Below are 25361 nucleotides of genomic sequence, written 5' to 3'. Positions count from 1 at the left end.
CCGGGCCTATGCTGACCACCATGAACCAGAGCTTGATTGTTACTGAGAACGGGCCCGAGGTCGTGGAGAGGCAGGAGGCGCACGCTGGCGAGGGCGACACGCAGATCTCGCTGAGCCACTCATCGGTCAACTACAAGGACGCGATGGCGCTTGACGGCAACCGCGGCATCCTGCGCGAGCTGCCGATGGTGCCCGGCATCGATGCGGTGGGCACGCTCGATGACGGCACGCTAGTCACCGTCAACGGCCGCGGCATCGGCGAGCGCAGGAACGGCGGCTACACGTCGCACATGCGCATCGACGCTGAAAACATCACCCGCGTGCCCTCCCGCTTCACCGCCTACGAGGCGGCCGCGATCGGCACCGCAGGCTACACCGCAGGCCTCTCGGTAGCAGGCCTGGAGCGCGCCGCGCGTTCGCCTATCGACGGCCCCGTGCTGGTCACCGGCGCCACCGGGGGAGTGGGCTCCATCGCGGTGCAGCTGCTCGCCGCGCGGGGCCACGAGGTGTGGGCCCTAACCGGGCGTGTGTCCGAGCACGAGGCGTGGCTGCGCGAACTCGGCGCGGCAGAGGTGCTCGACCGGGCCGAGTTCGCCGACGCCGGCAAGCCGCTGCAGAAGGCCCGGTTGGCGGGCGTGGTGGACACCGTCGGCTCCACGGTGCTGGCCAACGCGCTGTCGCAACTGCGCTGGGGCGGGGTGGCCACCGCGTGCGGCATGGCCGCCGGCAACGACCTGCCCGCCAGCGTCCTGCCGTTCATCCTGCGCGGGGTGCAGCTGGTGGGCATCAACTCCGTCGACGCGCCGAATCCGGTGCGCGACGAGGCGTGGAAGATCCTGGACGAGTCTCTAGACACCGACGCCATCCGCACCGAGGAAGTCGGTTTGGATGGCGTGGTGGAAGTTGGGCGTAGGCTGCTGGGTGGCAGGGGCAGCGGACGCGCCGTCGTTACGCTGTAGCCACAGCTTCTTTGGGCACGGGGCCGCCGGAGATTTGGCGGTACGCGTACGCCATCGCCAGCAGCGTCACCGGAGCGGTGACGATCAGACCGAGCCCGAACAGCGCCGCGCCCACGGTGTTTAGCACCATCACGATCAGGAACAGGCCCAGCAGCTTCAGGTAGTTCGACGCGCCCGCCTTGAAACCGGCGCTGAACGCATGACCGAACGAGCCGTTGTTGTCCGCCGCGTACCACGTCTGCATGAGGAAGAACGGAGCCAAAAGCGCGCTGACCACGCCCGAAATCGCCAACGCACCAAGCACCGGACGCACCAGTGACCGCATCTCCTCCACCGACACGTCCTGCGCGTTCGGGTTTGGCAACGAGTTCGGGTCGATCGTGCTCAACGCGCCGGCCGCCAGCACGACCATCAAAATGCCCATCACCACAGTGAGAGCGAACCCCAGCAGCGCGGAGACCCCAAGCGTCTTGCCGTACGCCGGCGCCTTCGTGTCGTTGTACGTGAACTCTTTCGCCAACGTCTCCTGCAGCGCCACGGACACGAACCAGGGCACCACCAGCAGCATCACAATCGGAGAGATAAAGCCGAGGGCCGGGATGAACTGCGGGATCAGGGCCAGCAGCGCATAGATGATGCCCAGCGGGATCCACAACTTCGCGTTGGCAAACATCGCCTTGAAAGCCCAGGTGAGGGCCTCAAAGACCTGGACCTTGCCGTTGCCCTTGACGTGGAACCAGCCGTTGGAGGCTGGGTCGTTGATCGGGTGCGGGGACACCCCGTCGCCCGGGATGTTGTCGGTGAGCTGCTGGCCGTGGAAGCGCAGCGCGGAGGCGCCAGACGCCTGCGCCGCGGTGTTGACGTCGAAGGCGTCGTAGCTGTCGTAGTTGTCGGCGTTGCCAGCGTTCCCGGCATTGCCAGGGTTGTAGCCGGGGTAGGCGCCGTTTTCGGGGTGGCTGCCTTCCGGGTGCTCCGGGTACGGCTCGTACCCGCCGCCGTTGTAGGGGGTGGACATGTGATCATCCTTTGCGGTTGTCGAAGCTTTTCACTCGGGATAGTAACAGCCACACCCGTCACAGGCCGGGGCGGTGGAGGGGCACCCCGGCTGACGGATCCCGCCGCAAAAATAGTTCAGCCGAAGCGCCCCGCCTCGTGAACTATTCCGCAACGGGGTGTCGCCGGGCCCTACTTCACCACCAGGTTCACCATGCGGCCCGGGACGGCGATGACCTTCACCACAGTCTTGCCGTCCACCAGGCCGGCAACCCGCTCGTCGGCAAGTGCTGCGGCCTCGAGGTCGTCCTTGGTGGCGTCGGCGGCGACGTCGATGCGCGCCTTGACCTTGCCGTTGATCTGGACGGGGACTTCCACGGTGTCGTCGACAAGCCACTGCTCGTCGAACTCCGGGAAGGGCTCGAAAGTGATCGTCTCGGTGTGGCCCAAAATCGACCACAGCTCCTCGGCGATGTGCGGCGCCAGCGGCGAGACCATCTGCACTAGCGGCTCCACGGCGTCGCGCGGGGCGCCGTTGGGGTAGGTCTTGGTCAGGTAGTTGACGTACTCGATGAGCTTGGCGGCCACGGTGTTGTCACGCAGGTTGGCGTAGTCGTCGCGCACGCCCGCGATGGTGCGGTGGAGCTGCTTCAAGTCCTCGTCGGTCAGGTCGGCGTCCACCACGGCGGCCTCGCCGGAGGCTTCGTCGACAGCCAAACGCCACAGGCGCTGCAGGAAGCGGTGCGCACCGACGACGTCCTTCGTGGCCCACGGGCGGGAGGTGTCCAACGGCCCCATGGACATCTCGTAGACGCGCAGCGTGTCAGCACCGTACTCGCCCACCACTTCGTCGGGGGCGACGGCGTTTTTCAGGGACTTGCCCATCTTGCCGTACTCGCGGTTGACCTCGGCGCCGTTGTAGAAGAACTTGCCGTCCTTTTCCTCCACCTCGGCGGCCGGGACGTACACGCCGCGGGAGTCGGTGTAGGCGTAGGCCTGGATGTAGCCCTGGTTGAACAGGCGGCGGTACGGCTCCTTGGAGGTGACAAAACCAAGGTCGTAGAGCACCTTGTGCCAGAAGCGGGCGTAGAGCAGGTGCAGCACCGCGTGCTCGACGCCGCCGACGTAGAGGTCCACGCCGCCCGGGTCGTTCGCGCCGTGCTCCTCGGGGCGCGGGCCCGTCCAGTACTCCTCATTTCGAATATCTACTAATGCGCCAGCATTAGTAGGGTCGATGTAGCGCAGCTGGTACCAGGAGGAGCCGGCCCACTGCGGCATGACGTTCGTGTCGCGGTAGTACTTCTGCTTGCCGTGGCCCAGGTCCAGCTCCACCTCGACCCAGTCGGTGGCCTTCGCCAGCGGCGGCGCGGGCTCGGAATCGGCGTCGTTCGGGTCGAAGGCCACGGGGTTGTAGTCCTCCACCTGCGGCAACTCCACCGGCAGCATGTCCTCGGGCAGGCCGTGCGCCTGGCCAGACTCGTCGTAGACAATCGGGAACGGCTCGCCCCAGTAGCGCTGGCGGGCGAACAGCCAGTCGCGCAGCTTGTACTGGATCTTCTCTTGGCCTGCTCCTTCGTCGCGGAGCCAAGAGATGGCCTGATCGATGGCTTCTTGCTTGCCCAGGCCGTTCAAGTCCAGGCCGTCGGCGTTCGCCGAGTTGATGTGCACCTCGTCGCCGGTGAAGGCGGCTTCGGAGACGTCCCCGTCCAACACCGGGGTAATGGGCAGGCCGAAGACGGTGGCGAACTCGTAGTCGCGCTCGTCGTGCGCCGGCACCGCCATGATCGCGCCGGTGCCGTAGCCGGTGAGCACGTAGTCCGCGATAAAGACGGGCACCTCCTCGCCGCTGACCGGGTTCACTGCGTACGAGCCCAGGAACACGCCGGTCTTTTCCTTGTTCTCCTGGCGCTCCACGTCGGACTTCGCGGCGATGGCTGCGCGGTAGGCGTCCACAGCCTCGCGCGGGGTGGCCGCACCGCCGGTCCAGCGGGCGTCCACGTCGGAGGGGTAGGAGGGGGCCGTCAGGTCGTCGACAAGCGGATGCTCAGGCGCGAGCACCACGTAGCTCGCGCCGAACAGCGTGTCCGGGCGGGTGGTGAAGACCTCGATGCCGCCGGCGGGGGAGGCGAACGACACCTCCGCGCCGCGCGAACGGCCGATCCAGTTGCGCTGCATGCTCTTGACCTTCTCCGGCCATTGAAGCAGGTCAAGGTCGTCGAGCAGACGGTCCGAGTAGTCGGTGATGCGCATCATCCACTGGCGCAGGCGCTTGCGGAAGACGGGGTAGTTGCCGCGCTCCGAGCGGCCGTCGGCGGTGACCTCCTCGTTGGCCAGCACCGTGCCCAGGCCCGGGCACCAGTTCACCATGGAGTCGGAGAGGTACACCAGGCGGAACTCGTCGATGGCCTCGTGCTTCTCCTCCGTGGTCAGGTCGCGGAAGTTACGGCCGTCCTTCGTCTGACGCTTACCGGACAGGAGGTCCTTGACCAGGTCCTCGATCGGGCGGGCCTTCTGCTGCTCCTCGTCGAACCACGCGTTGTAGATCTGCAGGAAGATCCACTGCGTCCACTTGTAAAACTCGGGGTCGGTGGTGGCCACGGAGCGGCGCGGGTCGTGGCCCAGGCCCAGCATGGCCAGCTGCCGGCGCATGTTGGCGATGTTCGCCTCCGTGGTCACGCGCGGGTGCGTGCCGGTCTGGATCGCGTACTGCTCGGCGGGCAGACCGAAGGCGTCGTAACCCAGCGTGTGCAGCACGTTCTTGCCCAGCATGCGGTTGTAGCGCGCGTAGACATCGGTGGCGATGTAGCTCAGCGGGTGGCCCACGTGCAGGCCGACGCCGGAGGGGTAGGGGAACATGTCCTGGACGTTGAGCTTGTTGTCCGGGAGCTCGGCCCCGGTGGCAAGATCGCCCACCGGGTTGGGGGCATAAAACGTCTGGTTGTCGCGCCAGTACGCCTGCCACTTCTGCTCGATGTCGTTGGCCAGCTCGGCCGTATAGCGGTGCGGGGTCGCCTCAGTCATGGTTATGCAGTGTAGTTAAGGGCCTTTGCTTCTCGACGCACCTCCGGCCCCGCCACCGCAACGGCGGGGCGTTGGCGGTGTTGGTGGCGTGGTGGCGGTGTGGTGGCGCTGCCCTTTTGCGCACGATCTGACATTTAGGCCGGCCGTCCAACTTTATCAGCGCAGGTCGCGAGCCTATGCGAATGCGCGCATGTCAAATCGTGCGCACGAAACGCCCGTAACCCCGCAGTCCACCCCCGGCGAGTGGCACCTGTACGCGCGCGGATATATTCACAACTGACACTGTCATCCACCTGTCACAGACTAGGAGTTTTCCTGTGAAGAAGTTCGCCGCAGCCGCCCTGGCCGCCACCATGACCCTGTCCGTCGCCACCGTCCCGGCCGAGGCTGCGTCCAACACCATGTCTAACGGCAGCCTCACCTGCAACCTCCGCTTGGACGGAGGCCAGGGCAGCGGCTCCGTTCCGCGGCTGAAGATCAAGAACGACCAGAGGTTTGCGAAGTTCACCGCGGAAAACGTCGGCCTGGTTCGCACCTCTTCCGACGTGGGCGAGGCATTCGGCTCCTCCGACGCTGAGACCATGGCGGCCGCCAACAATGCTGAGGCTGTTCAGGCCTGCATCGAGGGCAAGAACTACCAGTCCCAGCCGATGAGCGACAGCGAGAAGGCCGGCATCATCATCGGCACCATCGCCGTCGCCCTGGTGGCGATCGGTTCCGCGGCTGCTCCGTTCGTCCAGCCGATGATCCAGCAGTTCATGCCGCGCTAATTCCGCGGATTCCTACGGCCGCGCCCGTTTCACGGGGCGGCCGCCTTTCGTTGGCCAACACCAATAGTTGGTCCACCCGGAATTGTCCGCAATGCGGAGTCCGCAACCCGCTACAGTCGCGGGTATGCGGCTCTACACCATCGGCTACAGCAAGAAGACCGCGGAGGAGTTCTTCGACATCCTGCGGGAAAACGGCGTAACCCAGGTCGTGGATATCCGGCGGCACAACACGAACCAGCTCGCCGGATTTACCAAGCAGTCGGACCTGCCGTGGTTCCTCGACACCATCGCGGGCATCGGCTACTCCCACGAGCTGGCGCTCGCGCCCAGCGAGGACCTCATGCGCTCCTACCGCAAGGAGGGCCTGCCGTTCGACGATTTCGCGGAGCAGTTACGCACCGAGTTCGCCGAGCGCAAGATGCCCAAGCTTATCGACGGCTCCGCTCTCCTCTGCTCAGAGCCCGACCCCGCCGTGTGCCACCGCTCTGTGGCCGCGGAGTACCTCGCCGAGAAGGGGGACTTTGAGGTCGTGCACCTCTAGGTTCTACCCCGCGAACATCTGCCAGATGGCCACGCCCATTCGGCTCCTCCGCCACCGCAGCGCAGTAGAAGGCCAACAACACTCAGGCGGTGCAGGCATGCCTGGACGGCGAGAACTACGCCTCTGAGCCGCTGGATACAGGCGTCAAGGCCGGCATCATCGCCGGTGTTGTGCTCGCCGTGCTGGGGCTGATCGCGAACTACGTTGTGCAGACCGGCATGACCCAGCTGCCGGAGCTGGGCCGCTAGCAGCTCTGCGCCCGCGCCGCAGCAGGATCGAGCGGCGCGAGGTCTAGGCCGCGAACCTACATCTGAGGCAGGTACGGGCGCACCTGGTCCAGCAGCCATTGGATGGAGCCGCCCATCCCGGCAAGCATGGCAATAATCAGGCCGAGCGCGCCGACGAGGACGCCGCCGGTGAAGGCGCCGATGCTGCTGCCGACGTTGGAAGAGCTGTCGGAGGAACCTGCGGCCTCCGGCTCGGCGGTGACGGTGGTCGCCACAGTCGTGGGCACCGTGGTGGTCACAGTGCTGACCACAGGGGTCGGTACCTGCACGGTCGTCGTCGCCGGCGCAGCCGTCGTAGTGGTGGTTGCCGGGGTGGTGGTCGGTGCCGGGGCAGCGCCGCGGGCGGTGAGCCACTGGTCGGGGCCGATCGGGTGGTCCACCATGCGGATCTCGCCGATGTTGCCGAACCAGCCGTCGACTTTATCGTTGTCCCAGGCGGAGGTGCCCAGCAGCCACTTGTCTCCGTTGCCGCCCATGCCCAGCGGGCCGTAGCCGTCGCGCAGGATGGGGGAGCCGTCCACGTACATGGTCACTGACTTGTCGGCCGGGTCATTGACCACTGCGATGTGCATCCACTTGCCCTTCGGCACCTCGTGGGTCCAGTTGGAAAAGCCCTTGCCGTTGTCGCCGTAGGAGTACCAGCGTAGCTCGCGCAGGCTGGATACGCCGAGCATCTGGATCGGATCGCCGTCCTCGTCCTCTGGGTGGGTGATGGTGCCGGAGGCGTCGCGGATCAGGGCATTGGACCACTTGTTGTTGTCGGCGTTCCAGTCGTCGTCGAGTTTGAGGAAGGCTTCCACGGTGTAGCCGTTCTCGAACTCTTCGGAGTTGATGGCCGCACCGGTCGCGGTTTCGAACCAGGCGGTGGAGTGCTTGTACTTCGGGTCCTTCCACTGCAGGGAGCCGCGGTCGGAGGACAGGGGGTGTTTGTCGGCGGAGAAGGTCACGGCGTCTGCGCCTGCGCCGACGCGGTGGCGCACACGGGTCATGTCGTCGCCGCGAGCGACGTCGGGGATGACGGCGCCGGCGGGGGCGGAATCGCCGTCGTTAAGCAGCTTGCCCTCGACTTCGGTCTGGCCCGGGCGCCAGTGCACCACGGTGCCGTCAACGTGCGCGTAGTCCTGCTCGTTTTTCGGCTTGTCTTTCTCGGTAACCTCGTACGCCTTGTAGCCGTCGGTGAGTGTCTGCTTGAGTGCCTCGTTGTAGTCCGGGTCGTTGGCGTCGCCGGCCTCGAAGTCCGGGGCGAAGGCCTTAAAACGCTCGGCGAAGTTGAAGTCGACGGTGTAGGAGTCGCCCTTGCCGTCCATGATCAGGTGGTCGAAGGAAGTGAGCTGCTCGTACTTTTTGTCTTTCACCCACGGCGAGTAGGCAACCATCTCCAGCTGGTTGTGGCTCAGGTCGAACTGCAGCTGCCCCATCAGGCCGTTGCCGCCCAGGTAGGCCATCTGGTAGTCCTGCAGGATGTTGATCACGTCGTGGCCTGCGTCGTTCTTCTCCACGTGGTAGCCCGCACCGTGATGGTGGCCAGCAATGGTGAGGAAGATCTGGTCGTTTTTGCGGATCAGCTTGTCCCAGAGGTGCTGGCCGTACTCCTCGGTGAAGTAGGTGGAGCCGTCGCCGCCTATGCCGGAGATTTCGTGCGCGGTGAGGATCACCGGCAGCTCCGGGTGGGCGTCGATGACGTCCTGCGCCCAGTCGAGGGTGTCGTCGTTAGCCCGGAAGCCCAGCGCGAGCACCAGGTACTTCTGGCCCTCGGCCTCGAAGATGTGGTATTCGGATTCCACGCTCTGGCCGGGGAAGCTGTACTTGTCGCCGGTGCCGCGCTCGTAGATACCGGTAGATGAGGTGCGGCCCATGTAGGTGGAGTTCTTCTTCGCGCGCTCCTCCGGGAAATACTCGTTGAACGCGGAATTGTCGCTGAACATGGTCAGGTCGTGGTTGCCGGGCAGGACGGAGTAGTTCACCCCGGCGTCTTCCAGCTTCTTCATCGCGCGGTCTGCGATGTCCCAGCTGGCGCGGTCGTCCGGCTGGTCCACCACGTCGCCGAGGTGGGTGACAAACTGCGTGCCCAGCTTGTCGTGGTTTGCGGCGAGGAATTCGGTTTGCGCATCGTACGGGTTGGAACCGTAGCGGTCGCCGAAGATGTCGCCAGCGGCCTCGGTGCCGTAGCGGGCGTAGAACTGGGTGTCCGGCATGACGCCGAGGGTAAAGCGAGAGGCCAAGTCCTCCGCGTGGGCGGTGGGCAGGGCCAGCTGGGTCAGCGGGGTGAGCAGGGCGAGGGCGGTGGCGGCGGCGAGGTGCTTGCGCATGGGGGTCCTTTATTGTTCAGGGGTGCTGTGTGCAGCTGAAAACGTATCTCCCTCAGGTTTCGCACCGGTGAATTTCAGGTGAAGCTTATGCTTTACGACGTCAGCTTCGCCCGCGCCCACCCAGCACACAAAGCCCGCCAGACCGAACTGCGGTCTGGCGGGCTAAGTTGACACTCGCAATCTACGAGCGCGCGTCCACGTGCGGGAGCACGGCGAGCGGGGAGAGGTCACTCAGCGACGCGATGCCACGCTCCTCGTCGCGGAACCACGCGCGGATGTTCTCGATGAAGCCCTTCATGGCCCACCTCCTTTCATTACCGGGGAAGGTTGTTTACCTTCCGTTCAACTTGCGGTAACTCTAGGTTCGGGCAAATAGTTTGTCAACACCAACGATTGATCCGAGCCCATAATAGGAGCACAGATAGCAAAAACCGGGCCCTGAGGGGTCAGGGCCCGGCACTACAGCAAACAGTTAGAGGAAGGGGTACGGATCCCAGCCGGTGAAGTACTCAATGCGCTCGCGAGCAATGAGCAGGATGGCGGCGACAACCGCCACCAGGACGATGACCAGGAAGATCCAGCCGATTACGCGGCGGCCTGTTGAAGGCGCGGAGCCGTCGCCCGCGGGGGAGAGGAAATGGATGCTCAGGGAGAACAGGGCCGGAAGGCCAGCGCCGAGCAAGATGCCCACAGCGGTGACCATGAACAGGGATTGCAGCAGTTCAAGCATGGTAGGTGTCCTTTCCGGCTAGCCGCGCGGGTGGTGGTGGTCGGTGACCGCGGTGGAACCGTGGGGAGCCAAGCCGCGGGAGGTGTCCACGAAGTCGGCGGGCTCGCCGGAGTCGCGGTGGGTGTTTTCGGACTGCTGGGCGCCGCCGGTCGTGTGGGCCGGGGACTTGGAGCCGCCGTCCCAGTCATCGTTGACGTTGTCCTTGTGCACCGGCTTCTGGGAAGCCTGCCAGAACATGTAGCCGCCGCCGATGAAGATGATCAGCGCCAGGGCTACGCCTCCCCACAGCAGGTCCCCGCCCAGCTCAGCTGCCCAGTGGCCGATCCACCAGGTGACGAAGGACACTAGTGCCGCGATGGGAAGGGTGGTGATCCAGGCGAGAGCCATGCGGCCGGCAACGCCCCAGCGGACCTCGCCCTTCGGGCCAGTCAGACCGGAGCCGAGGATGGAGCCGGTGGCCACGTGGGTGGTGGATAGCGCCATACCCAGGTGGGACGAGGTGAGGATGATCGCGGCGGAGGACGTCTCCGCGGCCATGCCCTGCGGCGGGTGGATTTCCACCAGGCCCTTGCCCAGGGTGCGGATCACACGGAAGCCGCCAGAGTAGGTGCCGATAGCGATGGCTAGCGCGCAGGCGAGCTGGATCCAGAACGGCATTGGATGATCCGAGCCGAACTGGCCGGCGGCAACCATAGCCAGGAAGATCACACCCATGGTCTTCTGCGCATCCGAGGTGCCGTGGGCGAGTGCGACCAGGGAGGCGGTGCCGATCTGGCCCCAGCGGAAGTAGTTGTCGCGGTGCTCCTTCTCGGCGTTAGCGGTGAGCTTATATACCAGCCAGGTGCCGATCGCGGCGATCAAGCCCGCGACGAACGGGGCGAACAGCGCCGGGAGAATGATCTTGTCCAGCACGCCGCCCCAGACCACGCCGTCGAAGCCGATGGCGGCGATAGCCGCGCCGATCAAGCCACCGAACAGCGCGTGGGAGGACGACGACGGGATGCCGAAAAGCCAGGTAAAGAGGTTCCACATGATGCCGCCGGCCAGGCCGGCAAACACCACGAGGAGGAGACGCTCGGAGTCGAGCGTGTCGTTGAGGTCGAAGACGTCGAGCTTCACAATCCCGCCCGCGACCGTCTTGGCCACGGCAACGGAAAGGAAAGCGCCGACGAGGTTAAGGAAACCGGCGAGCGCCACAGCCACTTTGGGCTTGAGCGCACCGGTAGCGATGGAGGTAGCCATCGCGTTCGCAGTGTCATGGAAACCGTTAGTGAAGTCGAAGAACAACGCAACGACGATGATGAGGACGAGGAGGATGGTGATGCTCACGCGGAAAATTATGCCCTGCGTTAACAGAATGGAAGCTGGCGGAAGTAAAAGTTCACCTTTTGGTCATACGTAGAACTGGCGCTGCCGCCAACTAGCTGTGCACATGACGTTGGTAGCACCAGAAATTCATCTTTTGTACATCGTCGCCTACCCCGCGACCATGTCCCACACTGTCACGGCCATGATCACCAGCCCGACCACAAACACGAAGATCGTGTCCGGCCTGCGCGCGTAATGCTTGAACGCCGTGGCTTTGTGGAACAGCAACACCGGCATGATGTAGACCAAAAACGCCACGAAGATGCCACCGACCACGGAGATCATGTCCAAGATCGACGGGTTCAACACCGCTGCGATCACAGCGGTGACGAGGACGAAGATGGTGATGGCCCACCGAAGGCTCGTCGTCGAGAAGCGAGATGCGAAGTTCGGCGCTATCCCCCGCAGCAGGTACGCAGTCCCTTCCTCCGTACCCAGCAGATGGCCAAAGTATGAGGTGATGATGGCCGCGATCGCGATGATTGGGCTCATCCAAGCCATGAACGGCTTGTCCGTCTCGTTGGCCAGGTAGGACAGCACCGGTACGTTCTGCTCGCGGGCGGCGTCCATGCCGTCCGCACCCAGCGACAGCGCACACGACCACACGAAGAACATGGTGAACGTGACCAAAAGAATTGCCGTGACCAGCTCAACCTTGGACACCTCGCGTTCCGTAGCGGAGACGTCGCCGTCCATCTTCTTCTGCGTGTCCAGCGCAAACTGGCTCAGCGCCGCCATGTGGCTGAAGGAAAACACCAGCACCGGCAGGATCAGCAGCAGCCCCTGCCACACGGGGTAGGAGGACTCATAGGAGCGGAAACCCGCCACATCCCAGGAGGGGATGAGATACAGCGACACCGCCGCCAACGCGATGATCAGCGGGTAGACCAGCGCGCTGGCCAGCCACAGGGTCACGCGCTTGCCCAGCGCATACGCCAAGGTCATGATCCCGACTGCCACGACCGCAAGCACCAACCGGCTCACCTGCGCCCCGCCCATCTGGTTCACAATGAAGCTGTCCAGCGTGTTGGTGATGGAGATGGCGTAGATGAGCACCGTGGGGTAGATGCCCAACCAATACAGCACGGCGGACGCGAACCCTCGTTTACGGCCCGTCAGCGCGGTGATCACCTGCAGCACGTCCATCCCCTTCACCGGCGAGGCGGAGACAATGCGCGCGTACGTGCGGTGGGAGAAGAACACCATCGGACCGATCAGCAGCGTGGCAATCACCAGCGGCCAAAAACCGAAGCTGCCGGCATTGATGGGCAAAAACAGGATGCCCGCGCCCACCCCGGTGCCGAACAGCGTGATCACCCAACGCATGAACGATCCGTCTGGTTCCTTGCCTTCGCGCTGCTCCTTGATCTGCTCGATGTCCGCGTCCGACAGGTTGTCCCGGTCGAACTCCGCGCGGGAGAGCTTGAGGTGCTCCTCGCTGTGTTGCTCAGGTAGCTGGCCGTCAGTCATAGGAGTTTATGTTAGCCAGTTGCCTATCGACGTCCCTCCGGTTTCCCACACTTCCTTCCATGCAACTTATGCCGTTTAGCTGCCCGGCCCTCGCATGCGCCGCCTAGCACGCAGAGGGTGAAAGCCCGATGGTGAATCTCCGCCGTTTTAACGGGAATTCACCATCTGCCGTTCACCATCTGTGCTGGAGCACCCACTAGATCGGGAGATAGTCGCCCGTAACCCCGCCGCCGCGCAATCCTGGGCTTATAGTGACATCTATTTCACGTTCCCGCATCGCACCCGCCGCGCTGGCCTGCGCGCTCGCCGTCAGCACCGTTCATCTCCCCGCCGCCGAGGCGCAGTCCTCCGGTAGCTCCACCAGTACCGTCAACCAGCAGGGTTTCGACGAAGCCACCGCGAAGTGGCAGCCGCTTTTCGACGCCGCATCCGCCTCCCTCACCAAAGCCGAGCAGGACACGAAGGCAGCGCAATCCCAGCGCGACTCCGCCCGCGCCGAGCTAGCAAAAGCGGACGCCCAGGTGGAGTCCGCACGAAGCGAGGTGGAGCGCCTGGAGGGGCAGTTAGAGCGGGCGGACGTGGAGGGGCGTCAGCTTGACGTCGATAAGGCGCAGCGCGCATTGGAGGCCGCACACGAAGCCCACGCGGCCAAGGAAGCAGAGCTGACACGCGCGGAGGAGGCGGCGCGCGAGCGGGCGGACGCGACCGCAAAAGCGCAGGCCACCGCAGACGAGAGGGCGGCCGCCGCCCAGGGTGCCCGGGAGCAGCTGGACAACCTCAAGGCACAGCAGAAAGCTGCCGAGGACGCGCTCGCGGACATTGATGCGCGCGAGGCCGCGGGCGCAGACTACACCCAGGAGGACTGGGAGCGGCTGGTCGCGGACGCGGTGGTGGAGATCACCAACGAGTACCGCGCGCGCCACGGCATGCACCCGCTGGTCAGCCACGACGTTTCAACGACAACGCCCGCGACTGGAGCGGTGTGCTAGCCGCCGACGTGAACCGTGGCATGGATCCGAAGAACGTGCTGCGCCACGCCAAGTTCGAGGACTACGGCTTCAGCGGCGAGAACGCCACGTACGACTGGCTCGGCTGGCCCAGCGTCACACCGGCTACCGCCACGCGCGCGGACTCGGCGCACCTTGCCGAGGACTACTTCACCTCCTGGCGCGATTCCACATCCGGGCACAACGAGGGCATGCTCGCCTCCGACGTCACCGGCATCGGCGTGGGCGTGCGCACCGCCGCCGACGGCACGGCGTTTGCCATCATGCAGTTTTACAAGCTCGGCACCCCGGACGGCTACTTCCTGCTCGGCCCGGACGCCGGTTCGAGGAAGGCCAAGGCCAGCGGCAAGGGCTTCTACGTCTCCACCGGTGCGCGCGAGACGCTCGGCATTGCGCCGCTGACCGTGGATCTCAACGACCGCAAGGCAGCCAACCCCAGCTACGGCAGCCTCAACCGGGGCGCCATCGAATCCGTGTCCAGGTCAACCCCGCGCGCACTGGCCGTGCAGGTCTCCCACGACTATGCGGCGGAGCGTGCGGAGCACGTCGAGGCCAAGCGCACGCTGGATGCGCAGGTGGCGGCGCAGACCGAGCGCGACATCGCCGCGCAGGAGGCCCTCGCCGGTGCGCGCAGGCAGCTTAACGACGCAAGCTCCGCCCAGCACACCGCCGAAGCGCGACGCGACCGCCTGTCGGAGGAGGCCGCCGCACTTTCCGGCGACGTCACCGCCGCCCAGGCAGCCCTCGACGCCGCAGCCGAGGAGCTGGAGTGGGCGAAGTCGGTGGACCGCGAGAAGCTCGAAGCTGATATCGCCGCAGCGAAGGAGCACCTCGCCGAGGCCGAGCAGGAATCGGAGGATGCGTACCTGAGCTACGGCAACACGCAGCAGGCCTTGGACGAGGCGGAAGACGCCGCCGCCGAAGCCGGAGCTGAGGTCGCACGCGTGGCCGCGCAGCGCCCGACCGTCGCCCAGTTCACCACCACCGAAACCAACACCGCGGCAGTGGTGCTCGGCGTGCTCGCCGCGCTGGCCGTCGTGGGCATCGGCGTGGTGGCGCTGGCCCCGCAGCTAGGAATCCAGCTGCCGTAGCAGTAGGCGGTTAGCCGCGGCGGCCTGACGCCTCGGCAAACTCGTCGAGCAACGCGAGCACGTCGGGGGAACGCCACCCGCGCTGGCGCTTATCCAGCTGCGCGGAGATGACAATGCCGTCGGCCTCTAGCCTGTCCAAAGCATTACGCGCCGTCTCCGCTGACACACCAAACTCCGTGGACACCGCGGCCGTGGTCAACACGGGCCGCTGCAGCAGGAGGTCGAGCACGCGCCACGCCAGCGCGTCCGCGCGGGCGGTGAGCTGCTCGTTCCACTCTTCACGCACTGCGACAAGCTCCGCCGCCAGCCATGATCCGCGCTCGGCGACGTCGATGGCGGCGCGGGCGAACAGCTGCACTATCCGGTCCACGTCGCCGCCGCGGTAGGCGTCGAGCGCGGCGAAGTATGCGGCCGTGTCGGTGAGGAGACCGGCGGACAGGGGGAGGGCGGAGCTCGTCGTCAAGCCTCGCTCCCGCAATACCACATGCACAAGCGCGCGGCCCGTACGTCCGTTGCCGTCGGCGAACGGGTGGATTGTCTCAAACTGCGCGTGCGCGATCGCCGCCTGGGCGAGCGCCGGAAGGTCGTCGCGCGCCATGAACTCGCCGAGGTCCACCATCAGCTCCGTCAGGTGACGCTGGTGGGGTGGCACGAACATCGCCCCAGCTGGGGAGTAGTCACTGCCGCCGATCCACACCTGGGCGCCCCGCAACACACCCGCGATCTCCGGAGCAGAATCCGCAAGCAGGATCTGATGCATCTCCACAATGCCGTCCACATTCGCGCGAGCCCGCGCCACGGCGGCCTCCATCTGGCGTGTGTTGGCAGCAATCAGCGCCGCATTTCCCCGTCCGCGACCAGTGGCCTCCGCCTCCAGAACCTTGCGTGCGGACGAGGTGAGCTGCTCAATACGGCTGGATGCCGTTGATTCACTGCGTAGTAGCAGCGGGGTGAAGGGGACAACGCGGTGCGCGTCTGTCGTATCAAACCGCACGGCCTCCACCGTCGCCCGTTCTACCAGCGCACGAGTGACTTCGGTGAGCGTGAGCTGCTGGTTCGCAATCATCGGCACCACCGCTGCCTCGTACTCGCGCGGCATCCTCTTCACCGCCCGCCGCGGGTAAGTACCAGGCGCAGGCGACCACGGCAGTGTCTCAGTTTCCACCCGTGGCCACCTCATACGGGGAGACTACCAAACTTATGCGGTTATCTTTGGTGGTTGCCCGCAACTGCCAAACTTATCGACGGCTAAAGCGGTGCCTGGGCAGTCAGCCCTGGCTACTGCGCCTTGCGCAAGTCAGCCAACTCGCGGTGGCGAGCCCTTTCTCTCACAGCGGCAAGGCTCGCCTGAGTTTTCTCGTCGTGGGATTGTCTCCATGCCAAATACGTGTCCTGCAGATTGAGCCATAGCTCTGCCGAAGTACCAAGCGCTGCCCCGACCAGCTCGGCGGATTCCCGCGTAAGCTCCCGCTCACCCGAGATAAGCTCTTCAACGAAGCGCGTCGGCCGGCCCATGATCACGGCGAAATCGGCTTCGGTCCAACCACGTTCCTCCAGTTCCTCCGCGAGGAAATCTCCCATCGGGAACGCTTCTGCCAAGGGCTGAATAGCCATTGTTCACCTCCGTCAGTGGTAGTCAACCAATTCAATAACGACTGCGATGCGTCCATCTTCGCCAGTTTCAAATCGAATAACAAGACGAAATTGCTTGGTTATCCGGATTGATGAAGTACCTGAACGGTTTCCTTGCAGCCGCTCCAAGTGCAAAGATTTCACTCTCCGCAAATCTTGTTCGTCTCGAGCAGCAGCGAGAATCTGTATTTTTCGGCGGTAGGCACGCGTAATCTCAGGGCCCCGCCCCTACGCGGGCTGCGTCCCCCAACTGTTGAACCGGTGTCGGTCTACTACCTCCTCCACGGCGTACACCATGTCCCGAAGGGCACCGTATCCCGCACGCTTCGCTTCCAGGTCCACGATCACTTGCAAGCCATCGACCCACATCTCCAAAACCACGCGCGGTTCCGCCGTCCCCGGCGCAAACAGTGGCAGCGGGAAGTACGCTGAGCCGGAATCTTCACCGATCTCGCTGCCATCTACCTCGCTGCATTTGTAGTTCAGGCCCATCTCCGCCAGTCCGTCACCAGCCAATGCAGCGCTAGGTTCGGGGAACTCAACCTCCCGGATTTCCACCCGCATCGCGCGATCCGCTTCGCCCACGTGGGAGAGAGGTTTCGGCAACACGCTGGAGATGGTGTCGCAAAGCGGCCCCATCATGTCCAGACGGCCGGCGTCGGCGCATTCCCGGGCGGAGATCGCTAGCCCGTATACGCCTACAAACCGCGGTTCCTGCGCGAGCGCCTCCCCGCTGATATCCACCATCAACCTGGCCGCCGAACCCGCTGATTCGACGGTTGTCGCTTGCCGCATCAGCAGCAGCGGCAAGCCAGCCATCAAGACAATGCCTGCGAGGTTCTCAGCCACCTCACCGGTTTCCGGCTGCTTCATACTGACCAGACGACACTTTCTGGCTGCTCGATTCAGCCCGGCGACAACCGCTTGCCCAAGCTCCCGCCCGGAACCGTCAATCTCACCGAAACGGTTCGCAACAACAACCCGGCCCCCAACGTGCGTTCCCGCCGCCTTGGCCCCAATTTTCCAAGTTTTCATCCCCATGCCCGGCAGCGTAGGCGGTCCCTCACACCAGCACAGCCCCTCGAGTGCTCATTTCAGTGGACATTTGCCTATCGACGTACCAAAGGTCGCCACCCCAAACAGTTGGTGTAGACCCAATTGTCCGCAATGCGGAGTTGTTAGAGCCAGTCTGCGTCCTTGTCATCGAGATCGACCAATGGCGGCCCACCGCAGTCGAACGCAGGTAGCTCACCCGCAGCATTTGACCCCGCCGATTCGCCAGACCGCCCCAGTACCTGACGGAGGTCGCTCTTCTCAGCCGCCAGCTTGGCTGCCTCGAAAATATTCGAGGAGAGATTGGTGGAGGTGCTCATGCCGAAGACGCTATTGAGCGTCAACGCTTCAGGCAATAGCTCCATGTCCGGCAGTTTCAAAACTTGCCGGCCTCAAACAGTTGGTGCGTACCCACTTGTCCGCAATGTGGAGTCCGCAAGGGGCGACGCTCAAAATCGCCCCAGCTCGTCAGCTCTATGCACGACGGGTTCAAGGTCGCACCCGAGCACGGCAAGAACGTCGATCACCTTGCCAATCTCGGCCGTCGGCTTACCGTGCTCCAGCTCCCGAAGGAACCGGTCCGACACGTCGGCAAGCTCGGCGACCTCCAGTTGGGTCAGCCTCCGCTCCTTACGCTGGGCGCGCACAAAGCTGCCGAGTGCCTCTATGTCCACGTGTCACGTCTCCTCGCTGACCGTATGCTGTTACGAAACGTTCGCACCGAATCTGTTCCTATAGGCCGTGAGGTTAGCGCAAAACAGCGCATTTCGGTGTGTTCGCTCCGACTCGGAGGCACGCGCCCTCAATTTCAGATCGGCACGTTCGTTCCGCCGAGGGCAAGCTCGCAGGGTGGTCTCGGCCGCATACACGCAGCGATCTGCCTATCTACGCACCGGCTTAGCCCAGCGGCGCGTAGCCAAAGTCACCGCGCTGCACCTGACTGCGGGCATTCGGGTCGAAGGTTGCGCACAGGGCTGCCGCCACGTAGCGCACACCGCCTGCCGGCGAAGAGGAGCCGACGCGCTCGGCGCAGTTCTCCAGGGCTGGCAGGCCGATACTCTCCCCGGGCGAAGTCATGGAGAAGAAGGACGCGGCCATCATGGTGTTGCCATCGGCGCGCACGTATTCCGAAGAGCCCTTAATAGCTTGCCAAGCGATCGCCCCGACGGGATCGGTGCGGAACTGGTCCCGCTCAGTTGGGGTCAGCTCGGCGTTAGCAGCAGGCGCGGACAGTGTTGTGATGAGTAGTACTGCTGTTGCAGCAAGGAGAGGAAACTTTTTCATAGGAGCACTCTATCTCCCGCGCCACAGTTTATCTCGGCATTGCCGACCCCGGCTTAACTGATGGCGCTGCGCAACTGTCGAATCTCGGCAGGCCTCACACGGCGCAATGCGGAGTCGGCACGGGATGACGCATCGACGACCTCCACCACCTCAAGCTGAGTCAGCCTGAGTTTCGGATTACGCTCAACCGTATGGGTTCCCCGAAAACGCTGCAGCTTTCCAGATCCAAGACAACACGCTGACCTCAGACTTGGAGTTCACCAGTCCGTCCGCCGCAGCGGCGTTTCTGGTGGGCGGTTCAGCAAATGGCAGAACGATGTGGCACCTGCAGGATGAACCAACTACCACGTTGGCGGCTTGGGAAGACCGCGAGCGCGACGAAGCCGACCAGCAGGCAGCGCCAATCGGCCCGCTCACACCACCGACCGAAACACACTAAGCCTTAGGACAAATCCCACTCCCGCGCCAGAGTCCCCACCAGATATTTCTGACGGTCGGCGATAACTTCAGGTGTCCACACGGGTTCCTTCAGCACTTGCGTGGTGAGGGCGAATACCGCCACTCCCTGATCAGAGGTGAAGTATTTGTCCTTCTTCACGGCGAAGTCGTAGTTTTGTGCTCGAGAGTTGGAACGGCGGTTAAGCAGCAGCAAGTTGCCTAGGCGGTGCGTCCACTGCTCCGCGTCCTCCTCGGAGAAGTCTCGCGTCCATTGACTCTCCTGCGGAGGGGTCTGGGGGAGTACATGCTCGACAGTGATGATGCGGTGGTCGTATGACGCGCCTGGGTCCTGGGCGAGAACCGAATCGAGTCGCAGCAAAACATACTTGCGCACGCGGGTTGCCAGGTAAAGCTCACCGTCGATGCGGTCGAGCGTCTCTCTTCGCTCGGCATCGGTGAGTTCGAATGCGTCCGCTTGGAGGCCGTCACCCTCGACGAGCTGTTTCAGCAGCTCCATGTAGCGCTGCTGGCGTGGAGTGGCATAGACCCGCCGCAGCAGCATACTTGCCGCCAATCGTTCGAGTTTGGACATGAATTGCACCAGGAATTCGACGTCTTCCCCGTGTTCTTTGAGTGCCCACAAGGCTGGCGGGCGCCAGTCGTCGTTATCAAGCTGGTCCAGCCGTTTCAGCCAGTTGTTCAACTCCTCCCAACGTGGATCATCACCATGAGAATCCTGGGCAAGCATTCGGATGTCTGCCTTCGCATACGGCTCGAGCACCTCGCGGATGAAGCCTTTCCCATTGTCGGGCAAGTATGCATTGAGCACTTGGTCCGGAAACTCTTGCAGCAGCCCCTTTACGGCGCGAGTACGGGACTTAATGGCGCGGATGTACAAGAACAAGTCGCCGAACTCTTTGCGTCCGAGCTCCTCTTCGAGGTTCTCCCACACCTCAGCATGCTGCTGCTTCTCATGGTCAGCAATCGCGCCCACCACCTGGGATTTGAAAATGTCCTGGGGAGAGAGCGGGAGGCCCCTGGCATTCATCACAGAAAAGATCCGGTACGCGCTGTTCAGGTCCGGCGTTGACACCGTCACGAGGTACGCGCGACCTCCGATGAGTTTGAACAGCTGAGTCAACCGCTCTTGATCCCACTCGGCGAGTTCCTCATGCAGAGCCCGTGCGTTGTTGCGGATCTTCTTTTGGGAATCGGTCTCAGGAGCGTTGTCGCTCAGACCGATGAGCTCCTGCGTTGCACCAGTCGTTTGCACATAATCATGAAAGAACCGAGTGTCTCGAGGTCTAATGCGCAGACGCGGTTTAGATGGGACGTTGTCCCATTCCAACGCTTCGGTCTCAATGAGCTTATGGATTGACTGCTGCAAGCTCTGATTGTCGACGAGATCACGCAATAGCGCCAGAAGGATCGTCAACGTTGTGAGTCGTTGCTGCCCGTCAATGACCTCAGAGCGCGGACTGCCAGGGGCTTTGACCAACACGATCGATCCGAGGAAATACGGCTCATCTGTGTCACGCTCCAACGCACCGGACAGATCGGACAACAGTTGGAGGGCTTCCTCAGCTCCCCACGCGTACGGGCGTTGGTACTCCGGGATCTCGAACTCGTAATCTCCGGAGTGCAAAAGCTTGCCTACGCTGATCTCTTTCGCTTCAATCCGGTTTAGTTCACCCGCCACGCTTCCGCTCCTCTGCAATTCATTCAGGCTCTGTACGCCTATCGGTAATTGTATTAGCGCCGAAACCCCTTAACCCTCCGGCAGCAGCTCCGACCGCTCGCCGACTGTGGTCACCACCAGCGCGTCACGGGCGCGCGAGGCCGCCACGTACAGCAGCGAACGCTCACGTTGCAGGGCGGCGCGGGCGTCTTCCTCGGACAGGTTCTTCAGGCGGAAGCGCAGCGGCATGATCTCCTTGCCCACGCCCATGAGGATTACGTGGGTGAACTCCATGCCTTTGGCGCCGTGCATGGTCATCACACTGACCTGCTCGTGGGAGGCCAGTTCCGCGTTTTTGGTCTGCACGGCGTCGATGCCGTGGTCGGCAAGTCCGGCCTCCACGCGGGAGAGCTGGCCTCGGGTGCGTCACATCACCCCGACGCGGACCTCCTTGTGCGTGCCCTCCTCGGCCCCACGCTCGGCTTCCTCTAGCCACACGTTGATCAAGCCAGCGGCTACGGCGAATTCCTCGTCCTCGGACGCCGCGGTCATGATCATCGGCGCTGGGCCGGACCGTGCGGAGCGGTACTTCCCAACGGAATCTTTATCACCCTCCGCGTCCAGGAACTCCATGTCGCCGCCGACTAGGATGCGCAGCGCGTAGTCCAGGTTCTCCTTGCTGGGTAGCAGTTGCGCGTTGGCTTCGCATGGGAACCTTCCGGAGAAGAACTTGGGCAGCGTATCGAACAATACTTTAGGCTGCGGTATCGATTCGACCCCTCCTGCGGAGCGATCGTCCAGAATGCTGACCCCATATCCACTTCAGCACAATAAATTACGACACCCACACCCTTTGATTGACGTGGCAGGTTTAACCCTAGTCAGGTATGGATGGGTCGTTCCCATGACCCTTGGGAGGTTGCGCGCACCCAGGAAACTCAAACTTTGATCGGCTAGCATCCTCGTTGCATGGATACCTTGATCGGCCCAATAATCGGTGCAGTCTCCGCCCTACTCGGCGGCTTTGCTGGCGCATGGTTTTCGTACGTACAAATGCGGTTGCAATTGCTTGAAACCCAGCGACGTCAACTCTCCCAAGCTCTTGGCACTTTTGCGCGAAACTGCAACGAAAGCCATACTCTGCTTCTGGAGCGCGTATTCGAGTCGGAAGCTACAAACGTCGAAATGCTCGGGGCAGGGCTGGAGTCAGAGATGAGAAATCGGAAGCTTCAAGCAGAAGTTAATCGAATAACTGGTTTCATTAACCGTTACTTAGGGGACTTGCGCGGTGAAGCGCTAGGCCTACGGTTGGAGGCCGATGACGATTCGCTATTGGCGTCAATCCGACGCTTTCAAGAGGCGATTGAAGAAGCATTCGCTGAACTCGTTGAACTAGGGAATCGCCAAGAAATTGAGGGCGAACGGTTTACTCGCGAATTCAATCAACTTACGCAGGAGTACCTCACTCTCGCTTCAGGGGAATCTCCGGCCCCGCAGTCGTTATTGGATGCTCTGAATCTCCGCAAAAATGAGCTAAATGATGAACTGGATCGATCCTTTCACACATGGCGCTCAAATCTTGTCCAACGGGCCGTTAGCTTCCGAGTGGACCAAGAAATCGAAAATGTAGTTGAGACCGGAAAGGCTGCTGTACATAACAACGAGTCAGCCGGTAAACGCCACATGAATTTGTCTATCAAGGACCGTACTGCGAGGAAGCGAAGCGAATGATCATTCACCCCACCATCCCCTCAAACCGCGCGTACGCCTCCCGCATATCCGCCTCCCGATCCAGCTGCCTAAACGGGTACTCAAAGACGTACTCCACCCCCGACTGCGGATGCACCCACGTCCGATCCGCCACCGACAACTCCTCACCCTCTCGCAACTTTGCCTGCAACTTCATCACATCCTTCGGCACCTACCGGTCATTCGCATCAAACCGATCCTCCTGGTCATAATGCCTCATCACCGGAAACTGCGTCTGATAAATCATGCATAACTCCTTCGCCGTCACACCCAGCGACAGCGCGCATCAATCCCCACCTGCGCAGCCCAACGCTCCCCATCGTTTCACTAAGGCTTATCGACGCCCCAGAGTTTCCAACCAAATGCCACCGTTGGTCACCCGAATCCTACTTAGCGACCGAGGCTCAAATCTCCGGGATCGGATCCAATGGCAGATCCGGTACCTCTTCGATAAGCCAATTGCCGTCAACGTCTAGGGAGCTCAATGCGTTCCCGCCGCGCCACACAAACGGCTTAAGATCCGCTGCTAGGCGTAATGGATGCCCCGGCATGTCATTCGAGATGGTTTTCAGTGCGTGGATCGGCATGCCCTTTGGAACCAACTGCAGAAACTCCTGCACGCGTTCCTCAGATGCCAGCTCACCCCAAGCGGCCACCACCATGTTCGATCCGCTCAATGTGCGAGCAATCCAAGCGTCGTTCTCCGGACCCACCGGGTCTGCAACCGTCTTGAGCATCTTCGGATCACTCGAGCGCAGAGCGTAAAGGTTGACCACCCGAATCCCGTCGTAGCCCCAGGAACGGGCATATGAGAGACACCGTCTGATGGTTCGGTCGTCTTTGCGCGCGTCAGCTGTAGACGGGTTAAGCATGACAAATGTAACTGCGTCGCCAAAACCCCACGTCCGCTCAAGTTGGTAGCGGTACTGGCCATCGTCGGAAAGTACCGCGCTCATTCTGGTCCACGCCATTGTTGCTACCTCGCTTTCGAGTAAGCCATTTGTAGGACGTCAAGGATGCGTTCCAGGTTTTCGTGCGAGATTTCCTTTGTGATCCCATCGATCTCGAACCGGTGCTCTTTCCCATCGAGCTTGTAGCCGAAATCTCCAGCTTCTGGCCCCTTTTGCGGCAACCCGCTGGATTGCAGATATTCCTCTACCTCATCCCAGGCACCTGTTCTCTTCCCAAATCCAATCCGCAACGTTCGCTTGTTTTGGTAGAACCTCGCCAGAGTCTTGGCCGTGCGTCGCGCTGCAGAATCGAGGTGATCAACCTGCCCCAGGTACGCGTAGAACCAGTTCGTTCCCGGATCGGACTGTGGTGCGACGGTGACGCCCTGAGGGAAGCGCACTGCGTCTGTTTCCAACAGATCCTTAAACCGGGCCACCATCGCGTCCGCAATCTCCGCGTCGTTGAAGTTGCGGGCCGCCAACTTCTCTTCGACCGTGGCAAACCCGGGATTCGACTTCATCTCGCGCGTCGGGGTTGCGTTCACGGATGTCACGGACGACAAGCGGAGGCATTCTTGAAGCGAACTCAAATTCACTGCCCGCTTACCAATTACAGAGAACTTTTCTCCCATGAGCTGGAGAAAGTTAATAAAATTCTCCTGCTGCGGCTCTGGAATGTGTAAGTCCGCAAACTCCTCGTCCACAAGGTCGTTCGATTCATAGAAGAGGTGCTGCAGGATAGCAACAGCTTCGTCTTGGTCTGCACTCGCGATCGCCTTCGCCACGTAGGCGTGCGCATCGGGGTAGGCCACCTCGAGACAGATGAAGAGGTAAATCCCGAATAGGTTGGGGTCCGCTTCCATTCCCTGACCGGCGATAATACGAGTGAGGGTAAACGCATTGAACAAGCGTTTAATGGCACGGGGGTTCACCCCGACTGAATATCGCGCCGCCGATGCGTACGCATCCACCTGATCGTCCGGAATCTCAGCAGCTGCAGAGCCGGACTCCTTCGACATTTTCCGCAGTTGATCCTTCAGCAATTCTGTCGGGTCGTACGTGGCAACCGGCATGTTGAACGGCACCTGCACGATCTTGTCGAAGAACGACCGCGCCTTCCATTCATCGATATCGGTGGCACGCCCGCCATTCTGGCCCGCCATGCTGAAGTACTTTTGCGTGACGCCGAGTTTCACGATGTCGAAGTCGATCGCAAGAACGAACACCGCCTTCTGCACATCGAAGAGAATTTTGAACACTTCCATGAGCTCGACAGCTCGGGACGGCTCAAGTCGGTCGAGGTCATCGATGAGGAAGACAACCTTTTCAATACGCTGCAGATCGCAGTACGCGTCCACCATCTCGGCAAACTCGAAACGGAGGTTGAGGATGCTATCGGCCGAGGAGAGCTCTACCGGCGCGCCATCACGGCCCCCTTCTTCGGTACTGCCGAAAGCAGCATCATAGGCGGCACGTAAATCACCCGACGAGATACTCAATCCGGCAGTTTTTGCCCATTGCGCTGCGGAGTTGAAAGCGATAGTTGAAATCAGTCCAGTTGCCGCCGCAGCAGCTGCCCGTACCCTGCGAACCGCCTTCCCCTCTTCGTCGCTGGCATTAGCGGCCGCTTGCTGCGTCGCAAATGTGAAGTCAGAAATGATCCGTTTCAACACAGACAAGACAAGGGTCTCACCCGATTCGAGCACCGAGTACTGCCAGGTATTGATGTAGAAGACTTCAGTTCGTTTCGGCGACATTTCCGCCAGCGCCTTCTCGACACTAAAGAGCGCCGAAGTCTTCCCCGAGCCCCACGGCCCCTGGACGGCAACCGTCATTGGGGTAACGCATCCTCCGATGAACTCTGCCAAACCGGCGTAATAGTTCGAGATACGAAGCTTGTCTGACGCGTAGTCATCCTCAACCTCAGCGTCATCGCCGCCGAGGTTCCTTGGATCTAGGGGGAGGTCACTGATTCCGTAGCGGCCCGGCGCCGGGCGGTGGCTCCCAAGCTGGTACCGCATTAACCCCTGT

General features: G+C 62.5%; 25 protein-coding genes and 2 pseudogenes. 8 read left to right on the top strand and 19 right to left on the bottom strand.

Going from position 1 to position 25361, the window contains the following annotated elements:
- Positions 1-20 precede the first annotated feature (20 nt).
- Positions 21-959: an acrylyl-CoA reductase family protein gene (locus tag HMA55_RS01525; protein WP_181191325.1), complete on the top strand. Its 939-nt coding sequence runs from the start codon at positions 21-23 to the stop codon at positions 957-959.
- Here HMA55_RS01525 and HMA55_RS01520 read toward each other — a convergent pair.
- Positions 949-1974 carry a DUF2189 domain-containing protein gene (locus HMA55_RS01520; protein ID WP_181191324.1) on the bottom strand — a complete coding sequence of 342 codons (1026 nt, stop codon included), beginning with the start codon at positions 1972-1974 and terminating at the stop codon, positions 949-951. The two genes, HMA55_RS01525 and HMA55_RS01520, sit on opposite strands and share 11 nt — an antisense overlap.
- Before the next feature lie 170 nt (positions 1975-2144).
- The gene (gene leuS / locus HMA55_RS01515; protein ID WP_181191323.1) at positions 2145-4973 is read right to left on the bottom strand and encodes a leucine--tRNA ligase; all 2829 of its coding nucleotides are present in this window, start codon (positions 4971-4973) and stop codon (positions 2145-2147) included.
- A gap of 317 nt (positions 4974-5290) precedes the next feature.
- Here leuS and HMA55_RS01510 point away from each other — a divergent pair, with 317 nt between their 5' ends.
- From HMA55_RS01510 to HMA55_RS01500, 3 genes are all read left to right on the top strand, one after another.
- Complete coding sequence (locus tag HMA55_RS01510) at positions 5291-5743, top strand: hypothetical protein (protein ID WP_181191322.1); 453 nt, start codon at positions 5291-5293, stop codon at positions 5741-5743.
- Positions 5744-5867: 124 nt separating this feature from the next.
- Positions 5868-6284 carry a DUF488 domain-containing protein gene (locus tag HMA55_RS01505; RefSeq protein ID WP_235961573.1) on the top strand — a complete coding sequence of 139 codons (417 nt, stop codon included), beginning with the start codon at positions 5868-5870 and terminating at the stop codon, positions 6282-6284.
- An 89-nt stretch (positions 6285-6373) separates the two neighbouring features.
- Positions 6374-6532: a hypothetical protein gene (locus tag HMA55_RS01500; protein WP_181191320.1), complete on the top strand. Its 159-nt coding sequence runs from the start codon at positions 6374-6376 to the stop codon at positions 6530-6532.
- A 56-nt stretch (positions 6533-6588) separates the two neighbouring features.
- Here the strand turns inward: HMA55_RS01500 and HMA55_RS01495 are convergent, their stop codons facing one another.
- From HMA55_RS01495 to HMA55_RS01480, 4 genes are all read right to left on the bottom strand, one after another.
- Entirely contained in the window at positions 6589-8880 is a 2292-nt protein-coding gene (locus HMA55_RS01495) for a LamG-like jellyroll fold domain-containing protein (protein WP_181191319.1), read from the bottom strand.
- Between the two features lie 472 nt (positions 8881-9352).
- The gene (locus HMA55_RS01490; RefSeq protein ID WP_181191317.1) at positions 9353-9610 is read right to left on the bottom strand and encodes a hypothetical protein; all 258 of its coding nucleotides are present in this window, start codon (positions 9608-9610) and stop codon (positions 9353-9355) included.
- Between the two features lie 18 nt (positions 9611-9628).
- Positions 9629-10939: an inorganic phosphate transporter gene (locus HMA55_RS01485; RefSeq protein ID WP_181191315.1), complete on the bottom strand. Its 1311-nt coding sequence runs from the start codon at positions 10937-10939 to the stop codon at positions 9629-9631.
- A gap of 147 nt (positions 10940-11086) precedes the next feature.
- Positions 11087-12448, bottom strand: a complete 1362-nt coding sequence (locus HMA55_RS01480; protein ID WP_181191313.1) for an SLC5/6 family protein — start codon at positions 12446-12448, stop codon at positions 11087-11089.
- A 251-nt stretch (positions 12449-12699) separates the two neighbouring features.
- Between HMA55_RS01480 and HMA55_RS01475 the strand changes: the two genes are divergently transcribed.
- A complete protein-coding gene (locus tag HMA55_RS01475) occupies positions 12700-13437 on the top strand; it encodes a hypothetical protein (RefSeq protein WP_181191312.1) in 738 nt (245 codons plus the stop codon).
- Positions 13438-13457: 20 nt separating this feature from the next.
- A complete protein-coding gene (locus HMA55_RS01470) occupies positions 13458-14546 on the top strand; it encodes a CAP domain-containing protein (protein WP_181191311.1) in 1089 nt (362 codons plus the stop codon).
- Between the two features lie 10 nt (positions 14547-14556).
- On the opposite strand, the gene HMA55_RS01465 is transcribed toward HMA55_RS01470, so the two are convergent.
- From HMA55_RS01465 to HMA55_RS01435, 7 genes are all read right to left on the bottom strand, one after another.
- On the bottom strand, positions 14557-15711 hold the full coding sequence (locus HMA55_RS01465) for a Fic family protein (protein WP_257802404.1): 1155 nt from the start codon (positions 15709-15711) through the stop codon (positions 14557-14559).
- Between the two features lie 113 nt (positions 15712-15824).
- Entirely contained in the window at positions 15825-16160 is a 336-nt protein-coding gene (locus tag HMA55_RS01460; RefSeq protein ID WP_181191308.1) for a helix-turn-helix transcriptional regulator, read from the bottom strand.
- Between the two features lie 12 nt (positions 16161-16172).
- A complete protein-coding gene (locus HMA55_RS01455; protein WP_181191582.1) occupies positions 16173-16391 on the bottom strand; it encodes a type II toxin-antitoxin system RelE/ParE family toxin in 219 nt (72 codons plus the stop codon).
- Positions 16392-16406: 15 nt separating this feature from the next.
- Positions 16407-17051, bottom strand: coding sequence for a hypothetical protein (locus HMA55_RS01450; protein ID WP_181191307.1), 645 nt, complete (start codon positions 17049-17051; stop codon positions 16407-16409).
- A gap of 305 nt (positions 17052-17356) precedes the next feature.
- On the bottom strand, positions 17357-17551 hold the full coding sequence (locus HMA55_RS01445; protein ID WP_181191305.1) for a hypothetical protein: 195 nt from the start codon (positions 17549-17551) through the stop codon (positions 17357-17359).
- Positions 17552-17680: 129 nt separating this feature from the next.
- Entirely contained in the window at positions 17681-17905 is a 225-nt protein-coding gene (locus tag HMA55_RS01440; RefSeq protein ID WP_181191304.1) for a helix-turn-helix transcriptional regulator, read from the bottom strand.
- Positions 17906-18128: 223 nt separating this feature from the next.
- Entirely contained in the window at positions 18129-18515 is a 387-nt protein-coding gene (locus tag HMA55_RS01435; RefSeq protein ID WP_181191303.1) for a hypothetical protein, read from the bottom strand.
- Between the two features lie 223 nt (positions 18516-18738).
- Between HMA55_RS01435 and HMA55_RS11525 the strand changes: the two genes are divergently transcribed.
- Positions 18739-18954 (top strand): DUF4357 domain-containing protein, encoded by a 216-nt coding sequence (locus HMA55_RS11525; RefSeq protein WP_374680600.1) that lies wholly within the window; start codon positions 18739-18741, stop codon positions 18952-18954.
- A 3-nt stretch (positions 18955-18957) separates the two neighbouring features.
- Here the strand turns inward: HMA55_RS11525 and HMA55_RS01425 are convergent, their stop codons facing one another.
- The 3 genes and pseudogenes from HMA55_RS01425 to HMA55_RS11265 all read right to left on the bottom strand — a co-directional run bounded on the left by HMA55_RS01425 (position 18958) and on the right by HMA55_RS11265 (position 21381).
- Positions 18958-20652: a DUF262 domain-containing protein gene (locus HMA55_RS01425; RefSeq protein WP_181191301.1), complete on the bottom strand. Its 1695-nt coding sequence runs from the start codon at positions 20650-20652 to the stop codon at positions 18958-18960.
- Between the two features lie 69 nt (positions 20653-20721).
- Positions 20722-21081: pseudogene (locus HMA55_RS11270) on the bottom strand (3'-5' exonuclease); the annotation flags it as partial.
- Positions 21058-21381, bottom strand: a complete 324-nt coding sequence (locus HMA55_RS11265; RefSeq protein ID WP_235961571.1) for a hypothetical protein — start codon at positions 21379-21381, stop codon at positions 21058-21060. The gene HMA55_RS11265 and the pseudogene HMA55_RS11270, both read right to left, overlap by 24 nt.
- Before the next feature lie 219 nt (positions 21382-21600).
- On the opposite strand from HMA55_RS11265, the gene HMA55_RS01415 reads away from it, so the two are divergent.
- Complete coding sequence (locus HMA55_RS01415; RefSeq protein ID WP_181191299.1) at positions 21601-22362, top strand: hypothetical protein; 762 nt, start codon at positions 21601-21603, stop codon at positions 22360-22362.
- A gap of 4 nt (positions 22363-22366) precedes the next feature.
- Here the strand turns inward: HMA55_RS01415 and HMA55_RS01410 are convergent.
- From HMA55_RS01410 to HMA55_RS01400, 3 genes and pseudogenes are all read right to left on the bottom strand, one after another.
- Positions 22367-22663, bottom strand: a pseudogene (locus tag HMA55_RS01410) (type II restriction endonuclease subunit M); the annotation flags it as partial.
- A 121-nt stretch (positions 22664-22784) separates the two neighbouring features.
- Positions 22785-23336 (bottom strand): DUF1643 domain-containing protein, encoded by a 552-nt coding sequence (locus tag HMA55_RS01405; protein ID WP_219910303.1) that lies wholly within the window; start codon positions 23334-23336, stop codon positions 22785-22787.
- Between the two features lie 20 nt (positions 23337-23356).
- A complete protein-coding gene (locus HMA55_RS01400; protein WP_181191297.1) occupies positions 23357-25351 on the bottom strand; it encodes a KAP family P-loop NTPase fold protein in 1995 nt (664 codons plus the stop codon).
- Positions 25352-25361 lie beyond the last annotated feature (10 nt).

The sequence above is a fragment of the Corynebacterium wankanglinii genome (assembly GCF_013601005.1).
Lineage (GTDB): Bacteria > Actinomycetota > Actinomycetes > Mycobacteriales > Mycobacteriaceae > Corynebacterium > Corynebacterium wankanglinii.
Note: the sequence above shows the minus strand (reverse complement) of the source record. Positions and strands in the feature narration are given on the sequence as shown.